We start from the raw sequence: 19997 nt of genomic DNA on the forward strand, positions 1-19997 counted from the left end.
TCTCACTCACTCGACTTCGCTTCCTCTTGGTCCGAGAGCGCGCTCGGGACTTGCAAGGGTACCATCAGCTTCGGCGTCGGCGCGACAACGAAGACCTCCTTGCCGGCGTGGATCACGTAGCGGGCGATCGTACCCCTGTCGTCGAAGATGGGCCCGCTGCCCCGGTGATGTCCTGGTGTGCCGTTCCAGGCGGCCTTGACCTGGGCCATCGTGGAACCGTGCATCGTGATATGCACTTCCACGTGTGAGTAACCGGCATCCCGAGCTTTCACCAGCGCGTCGACCGCATGCACGCGCACCAGGTTGACCTTCGCTGAACCGTGGGATCGCTTGAGGGACACCGGACGGCCGCTCGTCTCGCTCACTCCGTCGATCCCCGGATAATCTCCACCCATCGGCGTCTCGCTGAACAGCACGAACGTCTCTCCAGTCTTCGCGGAGATCTCCAGCGCCTGGTCGATCTCGCCGTCGGACATCACCTTGCGAGAAAATTTCACTTTCACGCCGCCCTCCTCGAACTCGTACTTGAGGGCGGGATCCAGCGGATCGCTGTGCGTCCGAACCGCGGCGTCCGCGTCGTCGAGCTCGGCTCTATATGCCTTAGTTTGCTCTCTCAAGGTCGCCTCGATCTTATGTGGCGGCATCTTGGAGAGCATCGCCTCGACGTCCTGAGTCTTGCGAGTGGAATGGGTCTCCTCCATCCATCGGTAGAACCCGAGCCGCACCTCCGCGGGGAGGGCCTCGGCCATCGCTCGCTCCACCGGACCGGCCGCGGGGTGCGGCGCCGGCGTGCGCACGGGCACGATGCGCGGCAGCGGGGTCGCGCCTCCGGGACTCGCGGGCACTCCACCCGGCCGCCGCAGACCGATCTGGGTGCTTCCCGCGAACGTCTTCGGCCCTCCCCAGGCCGTGGCGACCCCTCCGAGCCCGCTGCCGAGCAGCTGCGAGCGGTCCTCCGTGCTGAGCGTCTGCTCGGTCCCCAGCCGCGTGCCCGAGAGGCCCTCGACCAGCGGGCTCGCGCCGACCACGTCACCCGCCGCATGGATCACGGAATTCTCGAATGGCACCTCCACGCCCGCGTCCTGCGCCTCCTGTCGCCGGTCCACCAGCGCCTTGCCGCCGGACGCGAGCCCGAGTCCGACCAGCAACCAGGTGACCTGTCCCAGCGTCAGCACCTCGAGGCCGACCAGGAGGCCCGCACCTGCGACCACGGCGAGCCCCGTGGCGGCCGTGCTGGCGAAGGAGCGACCGGCGATCCCCCAGTCGATGTCTGACTTCGTGTCGACCGGAATGCAAGGGACGGCGTCCTCGGCGACCTGGTGCGAGGCTTGAAGCATCATCGCGCTGGGCGGCTCGACCCGGACGGCGCGCCTCGTCCGCGATGGAGGGGCGAAGAGGCAGATGTCGAAGAGCGTGCCCTCCTCGCGGCTCCAACCGGCGACCAGGACGGCTGCTCGCGCCACAACACCTTTCGACGGGTGGCGGAAGGACCAGTAGGGATATTGGTCGGGACCGCGGAGGACCCAGGTCTCTGCGCTCTCGGCGAGCGTCGTCTCGTCCACCTGCCCGGACGCCACGATCGCGGCGCGCACCTCGGCGAGCGTGGGCTTGGTCGATTGGGTCGCCGTCGATCGCCACCAGTAGCCCATCGATGCATAGGCGCTCTCGTCGAAGGGATCGGCAGCGTGGGCCGGATCGTCGGCCGTGGGGCCGGCCGGCGCCCGATAGATCATGCCCGGGACGGCGCGACCGGCGGGTGACGGTGCCGAAGGATCGCGGGCGTACCCCTGCTGCACCACGTGCGTGAGCTCGTGGGCCAGCAGCCGTCGCCCCTCCCGCGAGCCCGTCGCATACTGGCCCGGTGCGAACACGATGTCGGGTCCCACGGTGAAGGCGCGCGCGCGCAGCGATCGTGCCATCGCGCCGGCCTCGCCGTCGGCATGGACGCGCACGCGGCTGAAGTCGCTGCCGAGCTGCTGCCCGAAGAACGCCTGGTCACGAGGTGCGAGCGGCAAACCGCGCCCGCGCAGCGCGGCGATCCGCCCCGCGAACTCGTCCGATCGTGCGGACGGCGAGCCATCGCTGGGCGCTCGCGGCTCCGCGGCGGCGCGCGCGACCGGCTCGACCCGCTTCAGGCTCACGATGCGACGGGCGGGCGCCCGATTCGAATGGGAGCCGCTCGCCTGCGGCTGCTCCTGCGCGAGCATCACCCGCTCGGCCGCCTTGTCGGCCTCGCGCTCCAGCGGATCGTCGGCCGTCGAGACCTCCAGCTTGGCCTGGAGTCGGAAGCCGAGGCCGGCGATCGATTCCGACGCAACCGCGCTCGCGGCCTCCCGCTCGGCGGCGCCGCGTTGCGCCATGCTCTGCAGCGAGGAAGGCGCGCCGTCCGGATCGGCCGCAGCGCGGCCGACCCGGCAATGCGTGGATCCATTCCTCGCATACGGTTTTTCCTTGACGTTGGCGTTCGCAGCGTTCGCCGGGGCGCGTCTCGCGTAGGTATAGCCCATCTGTCCGCAGTATATCGAATGCGTCATCCACGAGCCGGAGAAATTGAATGAGCGATCGTCGACGCGGCCGCTGGGCCCGTGGTCGATTCGGGCGCCTCTGCGATGAACACGCATGCCGCTGGTCGCGCAGCGAAGATGCGTTCGTCTCCGCAGCCTCGCGCCTTTACCGAGGAGAGGTTCGCTTTGCCCCAATGACTCGTCGACACCATCGGCTCGGCTCTGAACACCGGCTGCGAGGCCGCTCGCGTCGCGGGAGCGATTTCAGATTCACCGACGACAGCACGCGACCGCCCCGTCGCCCACGCAGAGCTCGCCAGGACTCCGCGCTACCGGGTGCACCTATCCGCCCGCTCGCGCGCGCCTATCCGCCGCGGATGCGCGCCGACAGCTCGTCGAGCTGCGCGAGCTCGCGGCTCGGGTCCGTCACTCGCACGAAGCGCGCCTCGGGCACCGTCGGGGAGCCGGGATCCAGGTGGCTCGTCAGCACGGGCTCCTCATCCTCGTCGACCCGCCGGAACTCGAGCGTGCACGCGCGCACCTGCCAGCGCCGGCTCTCGTAGCCCATCCCTGCCGCATTGCTGCGATCGCGCAGCTCCGGCAGCTCGACGACCAGCCGGTCCTTCGTGGCGCGGAACGTGCCCTCGCCGAACTTCTCGTCGGTGCCGTAATTCGACGCGTAGATCTGCCCGTAGCGCGCGATCTTCCGCCCCGCAGCGTCCCGGCTCAGCACGAGCACGTGGAGCTCCATCATGTGGTCGTGGCGATCTTCGGTGTCCTCGTCCGGATCGTAGGTGTCCTCGATCCATGTCCCGAGCAGGTCGCTCTGCGTGGCCATCGGCGCAGGATATCCGCAAAAGAGCCGCTGATCCACCGGCGTCATTCGGGCCGCGGCGCGACCGAGAACACGACGCTCCCCACATACACGCGATCGCCCGCGTGCAGGCCCGCGCGGGTGACCTTGCGGCCGTTCACGACCACGCCGCAGGCGCTGTCGAGATCGGTGACGATGCAATGACCGGCGCCGTCGAAGCTGATCGAGCACGTCCGGCGCGACAGCGTCACGTCGTCGATGACGAGGTCGCAGCCCGGCGCGCGACCGATGACCGTGACCGCCCGCTCGAGGGCGACCGCGCGACCGCCGAACACCACCCACGCGCCCCGCGGGCGCCCGTCCTCGGCGAGCGCGAAGCGCAGCGGCGGGCCTGCCGGCGCCGCCTCGTGATCTCCCGCCGCTGCCAGGTGGGCACACGCACCGCAGCAAAACGCCTCCTCGACCACGCCACCAGGGTAGCACGCGCCCCGCGCCTCGCGCCTCGTGGTAGACGACCGGCCGTGGAGCCTCGAGAACACTGTCCGCGGTGTCGTCGCCCCCGGCAGGTGTGCTGGTGCAGCGCAGTCGTGCCGGTGCCCAGCCGCACCCGCGTCGTGTTCTTGCAGCACCCGCGCGAGTTCAGGGTCGGCGTCAGCACCTGCCGCATGGCTCACCTGTCGCTGCCCGGCTCGCAGCTGCACGTCACCCTCGACCCCGACCGCCAGCCCGCGCTCGCCGAGCTGCTCGCCGCGCCCGACACTCACCTGCTGTTCCCCTCCGCCGACGCCACCGACGTCGACGCCCTCACTCGCGCCCCGCACACCCTCGTGGTCGTCGACGGCACCTGGGCCAACGCGCGCAAGCTGGTCGGCCGCAGCGCCCTGCTGCGCGGGCTCCCGCGGCTGTTCTTCCGCCCCGACTTCGCCAGCAACTACCGCATCCGCCGCGAGCCCGACGATCACTGCCTCTCGACCATCGAGGCCACCGCGCACGTGCTCGAGCGCCTCGAGCGCGCCCCGGGCCGCTACACGCCGATCCTCTCGGCCTTCGAGCGCATGGTCGACATGCAGCTCGCCTACGTCGCCACGGGCGCCGGCGCCGACCGTCACCGCCAGCACAAGCCGCCGCGCGCACCCAAGCCCGCCGTCGATCTGCGCGCCCCGCTGCGGGCCGTCGCCGACCGACTGGTGCTCCTGCACGTCGAGCCCAACGCCTGGCCCTACGCCACCCCGGACGCTCCGCCCGTCGAGGCCATCGAGCTGCGGGCCGTGCGGGTCGCCACCGGCGAGCGCTTCACCGCCTTGCTGGCCCCGCGCCAGCGCCTGTCCCCGCGCGTGACCTTCAACCTCGATCTGCCCGAGGCCGACATCCGCGCCGGCGCCCCGCTGGCGGCCACCCAGGCCGCATGGCGCGAGTTCCTCGGCCCCGACGCGGTGCTCGGGATCTGGGGCTACCACGCCCTGTCGCTGCTGCGCGTGGAGCCCGGCTGGACCATCGCGCCCGAGCTCGACCTGCGCGCCTTGTGGCAGCGGGCCATCGGCCGCGCCGAGAACCTCCCCGACGGCCAGGGCCGCGCCCCCCGCCGGATCGCCGCGCTCGAGCAGTCCCTGCGCGCGCTCCTGGCCGACGCGTGACCCTCGGTCCTCATCACGGCTTGGGGATGTGCAGCGTCTTGCTGATCATCAACGAGCCCGACAGCGCGAACATCAGCACCAGCGGGTGCAGCTGCCAGCCGAGGTCGACAGAGCCGAACCACAGCGAGTCGCCGAGCCGGCCGTTCCAGGCCGCCAGCGCCAGCACCACCACCAGCACGAGGCTGGTCGGGATCGGCGTGCCCTCGAAGTAGCGGACCTTGCCGTCGTCGCCCGACAGCGACTCCGCGGTGACGTTGTAGCGGGCCAAGCGGCTGACGCCGCAGCAGACGAAGTACGACAGGACGACCCAGTCCCAGCCGCCCTGCATGCCGCAGGCGTAGGCCAGCGCGGCCGGGGCCACGCCGAACGAGATCACGTCCGCGAGCGAGTCGAGCTCGCGGCCCATGCTCGACGACTTGCGCCGCCAGCGGGCGATCCGGCCGTCCAGCGCGTCGAACAGGAACGCCAGCGGGATCAGGGCCATGCCCTGCAGCAGCGCGTGCGGGCGCCCGTCCTGCAGGAAGCGCATCGCGGCGAACACGGCCCCGGTGCCGCAGAACGCGTTCGCCAGCGTGAACCAGTCGGCCAGGTGAAACTCGCGGATCATGGAGAAGTGGCGCTTCATCGTGGTCTGCCTCGCTCGCCGGTCAGGGTGCCAAAGATCGGCCTCGATTGCAGACAACCGTGGCCGCCGGCGAGCCCCCGCGCAAGAAGTTCAGAAACGCCCCGCGGGACGCACACGAGGCCGGGCACCGACCTGATCCGGGCGAAAAGCCCGGGCCCTGCGCGCCTCGCCGGCCGCGCCGCGCGGGCGAGCGCGGCACGGACCTGCGATCCCCGATAAGCTCGGGCGCGATGAGCGAGCTCCGCGTCTATCACATCCCCGTCTGCCCCTTCAGCCAGCGCCTCGAGATCCTCCTCGCGCTCAAAGGCCTCGGCGGGGCGGTGAAGTTCGAGGTCGTCGACGTGACCCGGCCGCGTGACCCCGCGCTCCTCGCCAAGACGCCGGGCAGCACCAGCTTGCCGATCCTCGAGACCGAGACCGGCGGCGTCCTGCGCGAGAGCCTGGTCCTGATGCAGTACCTCGACGATCGCTTCCCCGAGCGGCGCGTCGCCGCGAGCGACCCGTTCGCGCGCGCCGTCGAGAACATGCTGACCGCCCTGTGCAGCGACTTCGTCAACGCCGGCTACGGCTACGTGATGAACCAGGACCCGGGCAAGCGCGAGGCGCTGCGGGACCGGCTGCTCGCGCACTACGCCGGCATCGACGCCTTCCTCGCCCGCTACAGCCCCGACCGCACCTTCCTCCACGACGAATTCGGCTGGGCCGAGGCGGTCTTCACCCCCATGTTCATGCGCTTCTGGTTCGTCGAGTACTATGAAGACTTCGCGCTCCCGGACGAGCCGAAGTACGCGCGGGTCCGGCGCTGGCAAGCCGCCTGCCTCGCGCACCCGTCCGCGCAGCAGGTCACGCGCGAGGAGATCGTCAAGATCTACTACGACTATTCGCGCGGCGTGGGCAACGGCGCCCTGCCCGAGGGGCGCACTGTCTCGTCGGTCGCGTTCGAGCCGCACTGGTCGCGCCGGCCGATGCCCCCGCGCGAGAAGTACGGCCGGAACGCGACGGACGCCGAGCTCGGCCTCGTCTGAGGCCGAGCCCGACACATGCACTTTCGGACATGCCCCTTCGAGCATGTCCCGAAATTCACGCAGCGGCCGCCGGCGCATGGCGGGCCAGCAGCGCCCGGCCGGCCGGGCCGATGACCGCGACCATCGCCCGCCGGGCCACCGCCGCGCGGCCGGCCGCCCCGAGGCGCCCGTGCGCGAGCATCCCTTCGGACATGTCCTCTTCAACATGTCCCAAAGCTCTCCCCACCTTCGCCTCCGCCGCCGCCAGCGCCGCCGCGCAGGCCGCGTGGACCTCTGACCCGCCGCGCTCCAGGGCCCAGGCCACGGAGCTCCAGGCCAGCTCTGCGTGGCGCAGCTCGTCGGCGGCGATCTGCGCCAGCGCTGCGCGCACCGCCGGGTCCTGCGCACGGGCCAGCGCCGCCTCGGCCTGCAGGGCCGCCAGCGTCTCGCCGATACAGCCCTCGCGCAGCGTCGCCACGGTCACCGCCACCAGATCGTCGGCGCCCGCGAGCGCGCCGGCCAGCGGCAGCGGCGACGGCCCCCGCGCCTCGCCGCCGTAGGCCGCCGCCAGCCCGAAGCACAGCCGCGCGTGCACGATCTCGTCGGCCATCGCCTGCTGTGCCGCCTCGACCAGCGCAGCCGGGGCCCCGAGCGCCAGCAGCTGCAGCGCGAAGCGGGCGAACGCGGCCACCGACGCGTGCTCGGCCAGGCCGTCCTCGAGCCATTCGGCGGCCAGCGCCGCCCGCTCGGTCGAAGACAGCCCGGCCAGCGTGGGCGCGACCGGCGAGCTCCAGTCGGCGCGGGCGACCGGGCGCGCCGTGCGAGCTGTCTCTTCGACCAGGAAGGGCCGCCCGCAGCACGCCTCCTCCCACCTGACCGTCATGCAGCACTGCCCGCGCTGCTCGAACACCTCGGACAGCGGCATCCCGTAGAGTCCGCAATCGCTGGCGATCGGCACCTCGACCCCGTCACACAGCCCGCTGTCGCCGGTCGTGCCGGTCGTCGTGTCGCCGGTCGTCGTGCCGTCGCCCGTCGTCGTATCACCGGTCGTCGTGTCACCGGGCGGGTCGACACATTCGACCGTCTCATAATAGTCAATCGGGCAGTCCGATGTCCGATCGCTGTCGCTCCACGCGGTCGTCTCGTCGGGATCGGGGCCCGTCATCTCCCCCGTCGTCGCGGTCGCGGTGCCCGGCTCCGTCTCCGTCGCGGTGCCCGGCCCCGTCGCGGTCGCGGTGCCCGGCTCCGTCTCCGTCGCGGTGCCCGGCTCCGTCGCGCTCGCAGTGCCCGGCTCCGTCTCCGTCGCGGTGCCCGGCACCGTCCCCGTCACCGGCCCGGGCGACGTGCCTTGCGTCGTCTCCGCGCTCGTCTCGTCGCCCGCGGTGGTCGTGCCGACCCCCGACACCTGGCCCTCCGTCGCGCCGATCGGCCGGTCCGCGCACGCGCCCGCGAGCGCCAGCGGAGCCACCCCGGCGGCCCGCAGCAGCGCCGCCAACACCTGCGCCTCGCGCAGCGTCACCCTCAAGTCGAAGCTCTTCATCGGACCTGCATACCACGCCGCGTCCCGGCGAGACAGCACCGCCCACAGCCTCCGCATGGCCGCAAGGACATGCCCCAAAGAGCATATCAACAGCGTTCTCGATCGCTCCACCTCAGCGCGCGACCGCGAGCCCGCAGTGGCCTCGCAGGTCACTCCGGCGACCGGGCGTGTCCTCCCAGGCCACGCCCGCGCCCGGAAGGCCGCCAGGACCTCGCGGCCAGCGTGGCACGGCGACTGCACAGGCGCCGCGCATCCGGCCGGCCCGCGCCCCCGCGCCCCGCCCGGACCTTGGGAACGAACATGCGCAAACGTCACCTGATCCTCACCTCCTTGAGTCTGGCCGGCCTTCACGGCTGCGAGGCCGCCGAGCCGCGGCCCGAGGCCGAGGCCGCGGCCCCCCGCAACGTGTCGCTGTGGGACCCGCCGCTCGAATCGTGCCTCACCGACACCAAGATCAGCTTTTTCCACACCGACGGGACCACCGACTTCACCGACGCGGTGAGCCAGGGCCTCGAGCAGTTCGCTCGCCCCGGCGACATCGTCGAGCTGAGCTACGCGGTCACCCCGGGCTGCCTCGCCGACCACGGTCCGCGCGTCACCCTGGCCTCGTACACCACCCCGGGCATCACCATGCAATCGCTGGTGCCGGTGCAGCCGCCGCAGGCCTACGACGTCCACACCACCCGCGTCGACGGCGGCGGCGCCGGCGGCCCGCTGTTGGTGCGCCTGCCCGACTGCTTCTTCCATGTCGCGCTCGCCTTCGGCGAGCCCCTGCCGGTCCTGAGCGCGCCGCACACCTACGAGGCCGAGAAGCGCCTGATCGCCTCGACTCAGGGCGGCAAGGCCGGCTGCGGCGACGTGCCGACGCTCGCGGTCGACGCGTTCGACACCGTCGAGCGCGGCTGGGGCGACGCGCCGCTCGTCACCCACTTCGGCTGGAACATCCTCGCCGGCAAGGGCACCGGCGACCTCACCTGCGAGCTCGACTTCGAAGGCGACGGCCTGGTCGACGAGATCCTCAACCCGTGTCCGACCTCCACCGGCGACATCAAGGTCGACGGCCTGCCGGTCCACACCTTCGACCAGCTCGGCGAGCACCGGCCCGAGCTCGTCGTGTCCGAGGGCGGGCGGCGGCTGTGGGCCGGCACCACGGTGCTCGCCAACCACCTCGACTACAAGCCCGACGTCCGCTTCCCCGAGCAGCACCCGAACTTCGTCGCCGCCAAGCTCACCCCGGCCGAGGCGCCGACGCTGAGCCTGCTGGAGCTCAAGTACTCGACCATGAAGGGCATGCCGAGCATCCAGGCCGGCGACGTCGTGGTCGGCCAGCAAGGCGCCGGCTACATGCTGCGGGTGGTCAAGCGCTTCCAGAGCGGCAGCAGCCTGACCCTCTACGGCCACCCCGTCGGCCTCGACGAGACCATCGCCGGCGGCTACTTCGGCGTGCGCGACGTCCCGCTCTCGACCGCCGACGCCTACTGCGTCGGCGATTGCATCGGCACCATCACCCCCGTCACCGCGCCGCCGGGCGGGATCTTCGCGACCAAGAAAGCGCTCGCGCTCGACGCCGCCGCCGCCACCCTGCAGAAGGGCGGCGAGGAGGACAAGCTCGGCATCAAGATCACCATCCCGCTGGCCGAGGGCACCTCGCCCGGGACCGCCAGCGAGGCCGAGGTGTTCGCCGGCATCGTCGTCAAGAAGTTCTCGGTCGACGGCCTCGTGTTCGGCGACCTGCGCGTCGACATCGACGTCGCGCCGACGATCGAAGCCTCGGTCTCGGTGAAGGCCGAGATCGCCGACTCTCTGCACCTCGGCGACATCATCCTCGGCGGCCTGCCCACGCCGATCCCGGTGACCCTGCACATGCGGCCGCGGATCGACTTCGCCATGGCGTTCAAGTGGGCCGGCAAGTTCACCGCCGCGGCCCCGTTCCAGCTCACGCACGACGAGAAGGGCTGGAACCACAAGTTCGCGCCGCAGATCTCCGGCGACGCCGACCTGCTCGAGACCGGCCTCGGCATGGAGTTCGCGCTCGAGTCCAAGTTCACCCTCGTCGACGAGCTGGGGTTCGCGCTCGGCTTCCTCTACGGCCCGCACGTCGCCCCGTTCGGCGCGCTCGGCCTCAAGGCCACGGTCGACCCCGGCACTTGCAAGCTCTGCGTCGCGGTGTTCGGCGAGGTCGGCGGCGAGTTCGGCTGGGACGCCCCGTGGGGCCTCGGCACCTTGCTCGAGCCGCTGGTCGTCACTCTCGGCGAGCGCGAGTTCAAGAAGCGCTGCGAGGAGTACAACGACGAGTGCGACGACCCGCAGCCGCCCGGCGGCCCCGGCGGCACCTGGGGCGACGTCCACGTCATCAGCCACGACGGCCTCTTGTTCGACTTCCAGGCCGGCGGCGAGTTCGTGCTGGTGCGCGCGACCGCGGGCGCGCCGCTCGAGATCCAGGCCCGCCAGGCCCCGCTGGGCCAGAATTTGAGCCTCTCCTACAACACCGCAGCGGCCGCGAAGATCGGCGACCAGCGCGTCAGCTTCCACGCCGACATGCCCGCGGAGGTGTACGTCGACGGCAAGGTCGAGCTCCTCGAGCCCGGCGTGCCCGTCGCGGTCGGCGGCGGCGTCCTGCAGCTCGCGGGCGACCGCTACCTCCTCGACTGGCCCGGCGGCGACCGCCTGAGCGTGCGCGTGTTCGCCGATCATCTCGACCTGCAGGTCTCGCTCGCCCCGGCGCGCGCGGGCGCGGTCGAGGGCGTGCTCGGCGACGCCGACGGCGACCGCAGCAACGACATCGGCCTCGGCGGCGGCGTCTTCCTCGCCCAGCCGGTCGGCTTCGAGGCGCTCTACCGCGGCCCTGGCAGCTTCAGCGAGGCCTGGCGCGTCCCCCAGGGCCAGTCGCTGTTCGTCTACGCCCCGGACACCGGCCCCCAGACCTACCGCGACGCGCCCTACGGCCTGATGCCGGTCAGCACGCCCCCGCCCAACCCCGAGGACATCGAGCTCGCCGAGGCCGAGTGCCACGAGTGCCCCGCGGCCCTGCGCGACACCTGCATGCTCGACGTCGCCTTCACCGGCGACCCCGCGTTCGCCGACGCCTGCCACGAGGTCGCCCCGACCCCGGCCGAGACGATGTACCCGGCCGACGACTACGTGGCCCTCGCCCCGCGCTACGGCGCCGCGATCGACTGCGCCGACGAGAAGGTCGTGTTCCGCGGCCCCGACCTGGCCACCGCCGACCAGTACCCCGAGGGCAAGGACCTCACGGTCCGCGTCGAGGCCGGCTTCAACTACGACTCGGGGTTCTTCGGCATCGACTGGCTCGACACCACGAGCCCGCCCGCCGGCCCCGGCACCCCCGCCTCGGACTGGGGCGCCCGCTTCGACTGCGTGGCGATCGGCGACGACGGCTACGGCGAATGCTCGCTGCAGCTCGACCCCACCGACAGCCCCTGCAACAACCCGATCGCCTTCACCCTGTTCCGCTTCGCCGTGCAGGAGGTCGTCCCGCCCCCCGAGCAGGCCGAGCTCCACGACGTCGCCTACTTCACGACCCCGTCCGACGAATGAACGCATGTCCCCGAGGACATGTCGCGCGAGCGCAGCATTGCATGCATGCTCGAATGGACATGTCCTTCAGGACATTATTACACACGCGCCCCGCCAGCGCCGACGCCTGCCGGCGCATCCGCCCTCGCGCGCTCACTCGGCGACGGGCGCGAAGTACAGCGCCTGCCCGACGCTGTGGGCCGGGTCGGACACCTGGACCACCGCGTCCGGCGCGTCGACGTCGACCTGCAGCAGCCGCTGCGCGAGCGTGTCGTCGACCGCCCGGTGTGCGAAGTAGAACACGCGGCCGCCGTCCTGACTGAACTGCGGCTGCCGCACCCCCTCGTCCGGCTCCAGCGGCTCGCTCAGGTGGACCGGCGCGCCCGGGGCCGCGGGGTCGGCGAGGAACAGCTGGTGCTGGCCCTTCCACTCCGGCAAGGCGGAGAACAGCACCTGAGACCCATCGGGGCCGAGCCTGACGTCCAGGATCGTGCCCAACTCGGCCATCTCGGCCAGCAGCACGCGGTCGCCGGGCGCCTCGAGCGGGACCCTCCACACCTGGTCGCCGGTCTCGAGGTCGGGCCGGCCGACGTAGAACACGACCGACGGATCGGGGCCGACGAGCACGCGATCGACCGTCCCGTTGGTGGTGATCGGCGCGCTCAGGATCACCGGCGGCGTCGGCGTCGGCCCGCTGACATCGGCGCCGAACAGCGCGTAGGCGTTTTCCACCTGGCCGCCGTGGGCCCCGTAGATCACGAAGCGGCCGTCGGCGGACCACTGGAACAGCCGATCCGACACGCGCCCGGGCGCGTCGTGGATCGGCGCGCCCGGGCCGACCTTGGTGCCGTCGAGGGCGAACACCGCCAGGTCGCCGTTCGAACTGTCGTCCTCGCTGCTCCACCCCAGCATCGCCGATTCGTCCGGGTGGACTGCGAAGAGCCCGTCGATCGGCACCACGGTCACCGGCGCTTTCGGCGGATCGCTCGCGACATCGACCGCGCGCACCCCCGGTCGGCTCGGGTCGGGACCGAACCCATAATAAAGCGTCGCGCCGTCCTGGCTGAACCACAGCGTCTCGATCTGGTCGACGGGCGGCATGTCGCCCGACACCGGCACGGCCACGCCCGCCTCGCCCGGCGCCGTCCCGCCGAGGAACAGCTGGTCGGACCCGTCGCCCTCCGGATCGGCGAAGTAGGCCACGCGCGTGTCGTCCGGCGAGAACTCGAACGAGAACCGGTGAATCCCGCCCGGCTGCAACGGGACGCCCCAGCGCTCCGGCACGCAGGTCCCGTCGGGCTCGATCGTACACAGATGGAACTCCGACCCGTCCGCGTCCTCGCCCCACAGCGCCAGGCGGGTCTCGTCGTGCGAGAATTGGGGCCGGAACAGGAGGGACATGCCCGCCGGCAGCTCGACGCGCTTCGGCACCCCCGGCAGCGGCCCGGACATGTCGACGAGCCACGCCTCCCTGCCCAGCTCCGGATGGACCAGGTTGTAGACGAGCCAGCGCCCCGACGGCGACGTCCACGCCCCCGGCGCCGCCTCCCAGCCCTCGGCCAGCGGCTCGTGGATGCGAATCGGTGCGCCGGGGGTCTCGCCGGTGCAGTCGACGAAGAACAGCTCGCGGGGCGCCAGCGCGGTCACATACACCACGCGCGCGCTGGGCTGCGCCGGCTCGCCGGTGGTCGGGTCGCCGGTGGTCGGGTCCTCGGTCGTCGTCCCGGCGCTGGTCGTCGGCGCCGGCGCGGTCGTCGTGCCCGTCGGCGGGTCCGCGGTCTCCGACCCGCTCGTCGTCCCGTTCGGCTCGGTCGTCGCCGCGGTGTCGGTGGTCTCGGTGGTCCCGCCCGTGCCGCCCGGACACGCCGCACAGGCGAGGATGATCAGCGCCCCTGAGATTCGCATGCGGTCACCGTAGCCGGGCGCACAGGCCCACGCACGGGCCGCTCCCGCCGTGAGCGCCGGCAAGCGGCGTAGCGGCGCGGTGCCGGCCGATCAGGTCGGATCGAGGTCCGAGGGGTCGCCCAACCTCGTCGCCCGGAGCCGGCGCGCCGCGAGCCGGGGCTTTTTGGCCACATGCTCGTTCGGACAGGTATCGCCGCGGCGGCCGATCTGTCTCTCGGGACATACCTCCCATGCGATCGCGCCTATCTTCGGACATGCCCCAAAGGACTTGCGACGATTGTCCGCACCGGACCCGCCAGCGACCTCGACCGCGCGCAATCCAAACATGACCCGAGGGACATGTCATGCCCCCATTCGCGGCGGGCGAACCCGCTCGTGCGCGCCGGTGATACCTCGCCGTCGCCGACGGTCCGCGCCGGGGCCGTTGCCGGGCGGGGCGAACGGTTGTATCCGTAGGCGGATGCCGACCGACGACCGCCGCGAGCCGGTGCCCGCCGCCGTGGCCGCGACCCTCACTTGCGCCGAGCCGCAGGCGGGCCGGGCCAGCGTGCGGCGCTTCGGCCTCACCGTGGTCGAGGGGCCGGCCGCCGGCGCGACCTGGCAGTCCGCGACCGATCGCTGCTCGATCGGCTCGCATCGCAGCAATCACTGCATCGTCGACGATCCGACGGTCTCGCGGTTCCACTGCGAGATCGTCGTCGACGAGGCCGGCGCCCGCGTGCGCGACCTGAAGAGCCGCAACGGCACCGTGCTCGACGGCGTCAGCGTGCTCGAGGCGTTCCTGCGCGCCGGCAGCCTGCTGCGCCTCGGCAAGACGGTGATCCGCTTCGAATTCGGGGCCGAGGTCAACCGCCTGCCGCTGGCCAGCGAGCCGCGCTTCGGCGCGCTCACCGGGGTCTCGGCGCCGATGCGAGCGACCTTCGCCTTGCTCGCGCGCGCGGCCGAGAGCAACGCCACAGTGCTGCTCGAGGGCGAGACCGGCACCGGCAAGAGCCAGGCCGCGCGCTCGGTCCACCGCGAGGGCGCGCGCGCCGACGGCCCGTTCGTCGTCGTCGACTGCGGGGCGATCCACGGCAACCTGCTGGAGAGCGAGCTGTTCGGCCACGAGAAGGGCGCCTTCACCGGCGCCACCGAGCGGCGGATCGGCGCCTTCGAGGAGGCCTCGGGCGGCACCCTCTTCCTCGACGAGATCGGCGAGCTCCCGCTCGACCTCCAGCCCAAGCTGCTGCGCGCGCTCGAGGCCCGCGAGGTCCGGCGCGTCGGCTCCAACACGCACCGCCCCGTCGACGTGCGCCTCGTCGCCGCCACCAACCGCGACCTGCGGACCGAGGTCAACCTCGGCAAGTTCCGCGCCGACCTCTACTTCCGCCTCGCCGTCGTCACCATCCGCATGCCGCCGCTGCGCCAGCGGCCCGAGGACATCCCGGCTTTGGTCGACGAGATCCTCGCCTCCCTGCACGCCTCGCCGGCGCAGGTCGAGCCGCTGCGCGACCCCGCGTTCCTGGCCCGACTGCGTCATGCGGTGTGGGCCGGCAACGTCCGCGAGCTCCGCAACTACCTCGAGCGCTGCGTCGTCCTCGGCACCGGCCAGCCCGAGCCCGAGACCGGTGACGCGAGCTACGACGGCTTCGTCGTCGACCCTGCGGCGCCCTACGCCGCCGAGCGCGTGCGGGCCCTCGCCGACTTCGAGCGGCGCTACTTCGCCGGCCTGTTGCGCCTCCACGACGGCAAGGCGGCGCGGGCCGCCGACGCCGCCGGCATCGATCGCGCCTATCTCTACCGCCTGCTGCGACGCCACCGCATCGAGCCGTAGATGGACCGCGAGCGCGACGACACCGGCGCGGGGCTCGGGCGCGCGACGGCCCCGCTGACGCAGCCGCTGGCTGTGGCCGAGGCCGCGGCGGAGCTGTCTCTCGGGCCAGGTCGCTGGCTCAAGCACTACGAGATCATCCGCGAGCTCGGCCGCGGCGGGATGGGCCGGGTGTTCCTGGCCCGCGACACCCGGCTCGCCCGCCTGTGCGCGATCAAGCTGCTGCACGCCTGGGGCGGCGAGCGGGCCGGGCGGTTCCTCGCCGAGGCGCGGGCCACCGCCCGCTGCCAGCACGAGCACATCGTCGGCGTCTACGAGGTCGACGAGGTCCAGGGCTGCCCGTACATGGTCCTCGAGTACCTGGACGGCCGCACCTTGCGGGCCTGGCTCGACGAGCGCGAGCCGCTGTCGCCCCGCCAGGCCGCCGAGCGCCTGCTGCCGGTCGTGCGCGCGCTCGAGTGCGCCCACGCGATGGGCATCGTCCACCGCGACCTCAAGCCCGAGAACGTGCTCGTCGGCGACGCCGGCCAGGTCAAGGTGCTCGACTTCGGGGTCGCCAAGCGGCTGGCCGGCGACCCGGCGAGCTGGCTCGTGACCGACGGCGCCGGCGGCCCCGGCGACGGCCACACCCTCGACGGCGCGGGCGTCGGCACGCCCGCGTACATGTCGCCCGAGCAGTGGCTCGGCCGCCCCGTCGACGCCCGCACCGACATCTGGGCCGCCGGCGTCGTCCTCCACGAGCTGCTCACCGGCGTCCACCCGCTCGCGCCCCTGTCCGCCGCGCGGCTGGCCGGCGTGCGCGACCTGGCCACGCCGATGCCGAGCCTCGCCGCCGCCCGCCCCGACCTCGGCCCGATCGCCGACCTCGTCGACGCCTGCCTGGCCAAGGACCCCGAGCGCCGGCTCGCCTCCGCCGACCTCCTGCTGCGCGCCCTCGTCGCCCTCGTCGCCGACGACGCCCCCTCCGGCCTCGAAGCCGCCCCGTTCGCCGGCCTGGCCGCCTTCCAGGAGGCCGCCGCCGCCCGCTTCTTCGGCCGCGAGCGCGACACCGCGGCCGTCCTGGCCCGCCTGCGCCAGCAGCAGCTCGTCGTCATCGCCGGCCCCTCCGGCGCCGGCAAGTCCTCGCTGGTGCGCGCCGGCCTGATCCCCGCCCTCAAGCGCTCCGGCGCCCGCTGGGACGCCTTCATCCTCCGCCCCGGCCGCCGCCCCCTGCTCGCCCTCGCCGACGTGCTCGCCCAGCTCGCCTCGCCACCGCGCGACTCCGCCCCTGCGCCCGACGCCGACGCCCTCGCCGCCCTGCTGCCCGACCGTCCCGGCCACGCCGGCGCCCTCCTGCGCGCGCACTGTCGCGCCGGCGGCGGCCACCTCCTCCTGTTCGTCGACCAGTTCGAGGAGCTCTACACCCTCGGCGCCGCCGCCGACGAGCGGGCCACCTTCCTCGCCTGCCTCGAGAGCGCCGCCGACGACGCCTCCTCCCCGGTGCGGGTCGTCCTCGCCGTCCGCTCCGACTTCCTCGACCGGGTCGCCGAGGACCGGCGCTTCACCAGCGAGGTCACCCGCGGCCTCGTCCTCCTGCCGCCGCTCGGGCCCGACGCCCTGCGCGACGCCCTCGTGCGCCCGGTCGAGGCGGCCGGCTACCGCTTCGAGGGCGCCGACCTCGTCGACGAGATGCTGGCCGCCCTGGCCAGCACCCGCTGCCCGCTGCCGCTGCTGCAATTCACGGCCGCCCGCCTGTGGGACACGCGCGACGGCGCGCGCCGGCTGCTCACCCGCGCCAGCTACCGCGCCCTCGGCGGGGTCGCCGGCGCGCTCTCCACCCACGCCGACGCCGTCCTCTCGACCCTCGCCCCGCGCGAGCAGCAGCTCGCGCGCGCGATCTTGCTGCGCCTGGTCACCCCGGAGCGCACGCGCGCAGTCGTCAGCCTCGCCGAGCTGCGCGCCCTCGCGCCCGGGGGCGACGCCGCGGTCCAGGTCGTGCAGCGCCTCGCGGCCGCGCGCCTCCTCCTGATCGGCGCCGGCGACGAGCGCGACGGCGCCACGGTCGAGCTGGTCCACGAGTCGCTGGTCGAGCGCTGGGCCCGGCTGCGCCAGTGGCTCGACGAGAGCCGGCAGGACGCCCAATTCCTGGCCCGGGTGCGCGCCGCCGCCCAGCAGTGGCGCGCCAGCGGCCGCGCCGAGGGCACCCTGTGGCGCGAGCACGCCGCCGAGGAGGCCCGCGTGTGGCTCGACCGCCGCCGCCGCGCCCCCGAGATCGCCGCCCGCCTGCCGCTCGGCGCCGACGAGGAGCAGTACCTCGCCGCCGTCGTCGCCCGCCTCGGGCGCGCCGAGGCTCGCCGCCGGCGCCGCCTGTTCGCCGTCATCGCCGCGCTCGTCGCCATCGCCGCGGTCGTCTCCTGGCTGGCCGTGCGGGCCCGCGCCGAGGCCCTGCGCGCCCACGACCAGACCGCCCGCGCCGAGGCCCTGGCCGCCCGCGCCGACGACGAGGCCCGCCAGGCCCGCAACGCCACCCGCATGGCCGCCGCGCGCGAGCTCGAGGTCTCCGACCCGACCACCGCCCTCGCCCTCGTGCGCGAGCTCGAGCCGCCCGACCTCCCGCGCGAGTGGGCCGACCTGGCCCTGCGCGCCCGCGACGGCGGCCTGTACACCACCGTCCTGCCCCACCCTGTCCGCGTCCAGTACGCCGCCTTCGCCCCCGACGAGCGCAGCGTCGCCACCGCCGGCGAGGACCACCTCGTCCGCCTGTGGCACGACGACCGCGAGCCCCGCGTGCTCGCCGGCCACGGCGCCAAGGTCTGCACCGTCGGCTTCAGCCCCGACGGTCGCCTCGTCGTCAGCGCCTCCGCCGATCGCACCATCCGCCTGTGGCCCGTCGACGGCGGCGAGCCGCGGGTGCTCCGCGGCCACGACCGGGCGGTCACCTCGGCCGCCTTCAGCCCCGACGGCCGGCGGCTCGTCAGCACCTCCTCCGATCACACCGTGCGCGTGTGGCCGGTCGACGGCGGCGGCGAACCGCGGGTCCTGCGCGGCCACTCGGACGCCGTCAGCTTCGCCGCGTGGAGCCCCGACGGCCGGCGGATCGCCAGCACGGCCTACGACGCGACCACCCGCGTCTGGTCGGCCGAGGGCGGCGAACCGCTGGCGACCTTCGTCGAGGGTCACACCTGCTACGCCGTCGACTGGAGCCCCGACGGCGCCCGGCTCGTCGTCGGTTGCAACGACGACACCCCGCGGATCCACGACCTCGCCCGGCCCGAAGGTCCGCCGCGGCTCCTCGCCGGCCACGACGGCCCGGTGATGGCGGTCGCGTGGAGCCGCGACGGCCGGCGCGTGCTCACCGGCGCGTACGACGCCACCATCCGCGTGTGGCCGCTGGACGGCGACGGCCCGCCGCAGGTGCTGCGCGGCCACGAGGGCGCCATCCACTCCCTGGCGTGGAGCCGCGACGGCCGGCGGATCCTCGCCGGCTCGTGGGACCGCAGCGCCCGCGTGTGGCGCCCCGAGGGTCGGCCCTTGCCGCGGGCCGTGCGCGCCGAGGGGGTGTCCATGCACGCCGCGGCGTTCGCCCCCGACGGCCGGATCGCCATCGCCGAGCACGACCGCGTGCGCGTGTGGGATCCGTCCCGCGACGGCCCCGACACGGTCCTGCGCGGCCACACCGACGCGATCTACGGCCTCGCCTGGAGCCCCGACGGCCGCCGCCTCGCCACCGCCTCGACCGACGCCACCGCCCGCGTCTGGGACCCGGGCGGCGGCGAGCCGCGGGTGCTGCGGGGCCACGACGACTGGCTGGCCGGCGTCGGCTGGAGCCCTGACGGCGGCCGCCTCGCCACCGCCTCGGGCGACCGCACCGCGCGGCTCTGGGACCTCGCCGACGGCCGCGAGCTCGCAGTGCTGCGCCACGACGAGGCCGTCAACACCGCCGAGTGGAGCCCCGACGGCGCCCGGATACTCACCTCCTCGCTCGACAAGGCCGCGCGCGTGTGGGGCAGCGATCGCGGCGAATTGCAGGTCGTCCTGCGCGGCCATCACGAGTCGGTGATGTCGGCTGTGTGGAGCCCCGACGGCGGGCGCGTGCTCACCACCTCCGAGGACATGACCGCGCGGCTGTGGGACCCCGGCAGCGGGGCCGAGCTCGCGGTCTTGCGCGGCCACGTCGGCGGCGTCACCCGCGGCGCCTGGACCCGCGACGGCCGCTGGATCGCCACCTCCTCCAAGGACCGGACAGTGCGCGTCTGGCCGGCTGACGGCGCCGGCGACCCGCTGGTCCTGCGCGGCCACGACGCCACCGTCAACACCGCCCACTGGGACCGCGAGGGCCGGCGGATCGTCAGCGCCTCTCACGACGGCAGCGTGCGCCTGTGGACCGACCTCGAGACGCTCACCCGCGTCGACGACCCCAAGCTGTGGAGCGCCACCCGCCACTGCGTCGACGTCGATCGGCGGGTCGCCCTGCTCAACGTCTCGAAGGCCGCGGCCACGGCCGCGCGCGCCGCCTGCCTGGAGCGCGTCGCCCTCGCCGGCCCCGCGCTGTGAGTCGCCCCAAGGCGAAAAGGACATGTCTGAATGGACATGTCCTTTCCGCCTCGTCCCATGATTCAGACGCCGCGCGGCGGCGTCATGTCAC

The 19997-nt window shown here is 73.4% G+C and carries 11 protein-coding genes; 5 read left to right on the plus strand and 6 right to left on the minus strand.

From position 1 onward, the window contains the following. Window positions 1–2 precede the first annotated feature (2 nt). The 3 genes from OV090_RS07775 to OV090_RS50550 form a co-directional block, all read right to left on the minus strand. Window positions 3–2507 (minus strand): DUF4157 domain-containing protein, encoded by a 2505-nt coding sequence (locus tag OV090_RS07775; protein ID WP_267702874.1) that lies wholly within the window; start codon window positions 2505–2507, stop codon window positions 3–5. Window positions 2508–2868: 361 nt separating this feature from the next. Continuing rightward, on the minus strand, window positions 2869–3342 hold the full coding sequence (locus OV090_RS07780; protein WP_267702875.1) for a hypothetical protein: 474 nt from the start codon (window positions 3340–3342) through the stop codon (window positions 2869–2871). Window positions 3343–3383: 41 nt separating this feature from the next. After that, complete coding sequence (locus tag OV090_RS50550) at window positions 3384–3785, minus strand: FHA domain-containing protein (RefSeq protein ID WP_267702876.1); 402 nt, start codon at window positions 3783–3785, stop codon at window positions 3384–3386. A gap of 54 nt (window positions 3786–3839) precedes the next feature. Between OV090_RS50550 and OV090_RS07790 the strand changes: the two genes are divergently transcribed. Beyond that, window positions 3840–4952 carry a tRNA-uridine aminocarboxypropyltransferase gene (locus tag OV090_RS07790; RefSeq protein ID WP_267702877.1) on the plus strand — a complete coding sequence of 371 codons (1113 nt, stop codon included), beginning with the start codon at window positions 3840–3842 and terminating at the stop codon, window positions 4950–4952. Window positions 4953–4965: 13 nt separating this feature from the next. On the opposite strand, the gene pssA is transcribed toward OV090_RS07790, so the two are convergent. Further along, a complete protein-coding gene (pssA, locus tag OV090_RS07795) occupies window positions 4966–5577 on the minus strand; it encodes a CDP-diacylglycerol--serine O-phosphatidyltransferase (protein ID WP_267702878.1) in 612 nt (203 codons plus the stop codon). A gap of 230 nt (window positions 5578–5807) precedes the next feature. On the opposite strand from pssA, the gene OV090_RS07800 reads away from it, so the two are divergent. Further along, window positions 5808–6602, plus strand: a complete 795-nt coding sequence (locus OV090_RS07800) for a glutathione S-transferase family protein (RefSeq protein ID WP_267702879.1) — start codon at window positions 5808–5810, stop codon at window positions 6600–6602. Window positions 6603–6657: 55 nt separating this feature from the next. On the opposite strand, the gene OV090_RS07805 is transcribed toward OV090_RS07800, so the two are convergent. Continuing rightward, entirely contained in the window at window positions 6658–8121 is a 1464-nt protein-coding gene (locus tag OV090_RS07805) for a hypothetical protein (protein ID WP_267702880.1), read from the minus strand. A 300-nt stretch (window positions 8122–8421) separates the two neighbouring features. On the opposite strand from OV090_RS07805, the gene OV090_RS07810 reads away from it, so the two are divergent. Then, window positions 8422–11679, plus strand: coding sequence for a VWD domain-containing protein (locus OV090_RS07810; protein ID WP_267702881.1), 3258 nt, complete (start codon window positions 8422–8424; stop codon window positions 11677–11679). 132 nt (window positions 11680–11811) lie between these two features. On the opposite strand, the gene OV090_RS07815 is transcribed toward OV090_RS07810, so the two are convergent. Next, complete coding sequence (locus OV090_RS07815) at window positions 11812–13563, minus strand: hypothetical protein (protein ID WP_267702882.1); 1752 nt, start codon at window positions 13561–13563, stop codon at window positions 11812–11814. A gap of 460 nt (window positions 13564–14023) precedes the next feature. Here OV090_RS07815 and OV090_RS07820 point away from each other — a divergent pair, with 460 nt between their 5' ends. Together OV090_RS07820 and OV090_RS07825 are read left to right on the plus strand one after the other, a co-directional pair. Beyond that, the gene (locus tag OV090_RS07820) at window positions 14024–15376 is read left to right on the plus strand and encodes a sigma 54-interacting transcriptional regulator (RefSeq protein ID WP_267702883.1); all 1353 of its coding nucleotides are present in this window, start codon (window positions 14024–14026) and stop codon (window positions 15374–15376) included. Continuing rightward, window positions 15377–19906, plus strand: coding sequence for a serine/threonine-protein kinase (locus OV090_RS07825; protein WP_267702884.1), 4530 nt, complete (start codon window positions 15377–15379; stop codon window positions 19904–19906). Window positions 19907–19997: the final 91 nt, after the last annotated feature.

It is taken from the genome of Nannocystis sp. RBIL2, from assembly GCF_026626745.1.
Classification (GTDB): Bacteria; Myxococcota_A; Polyangia; order Nannocystales; family Nannocystaceae; genus Nannocystis.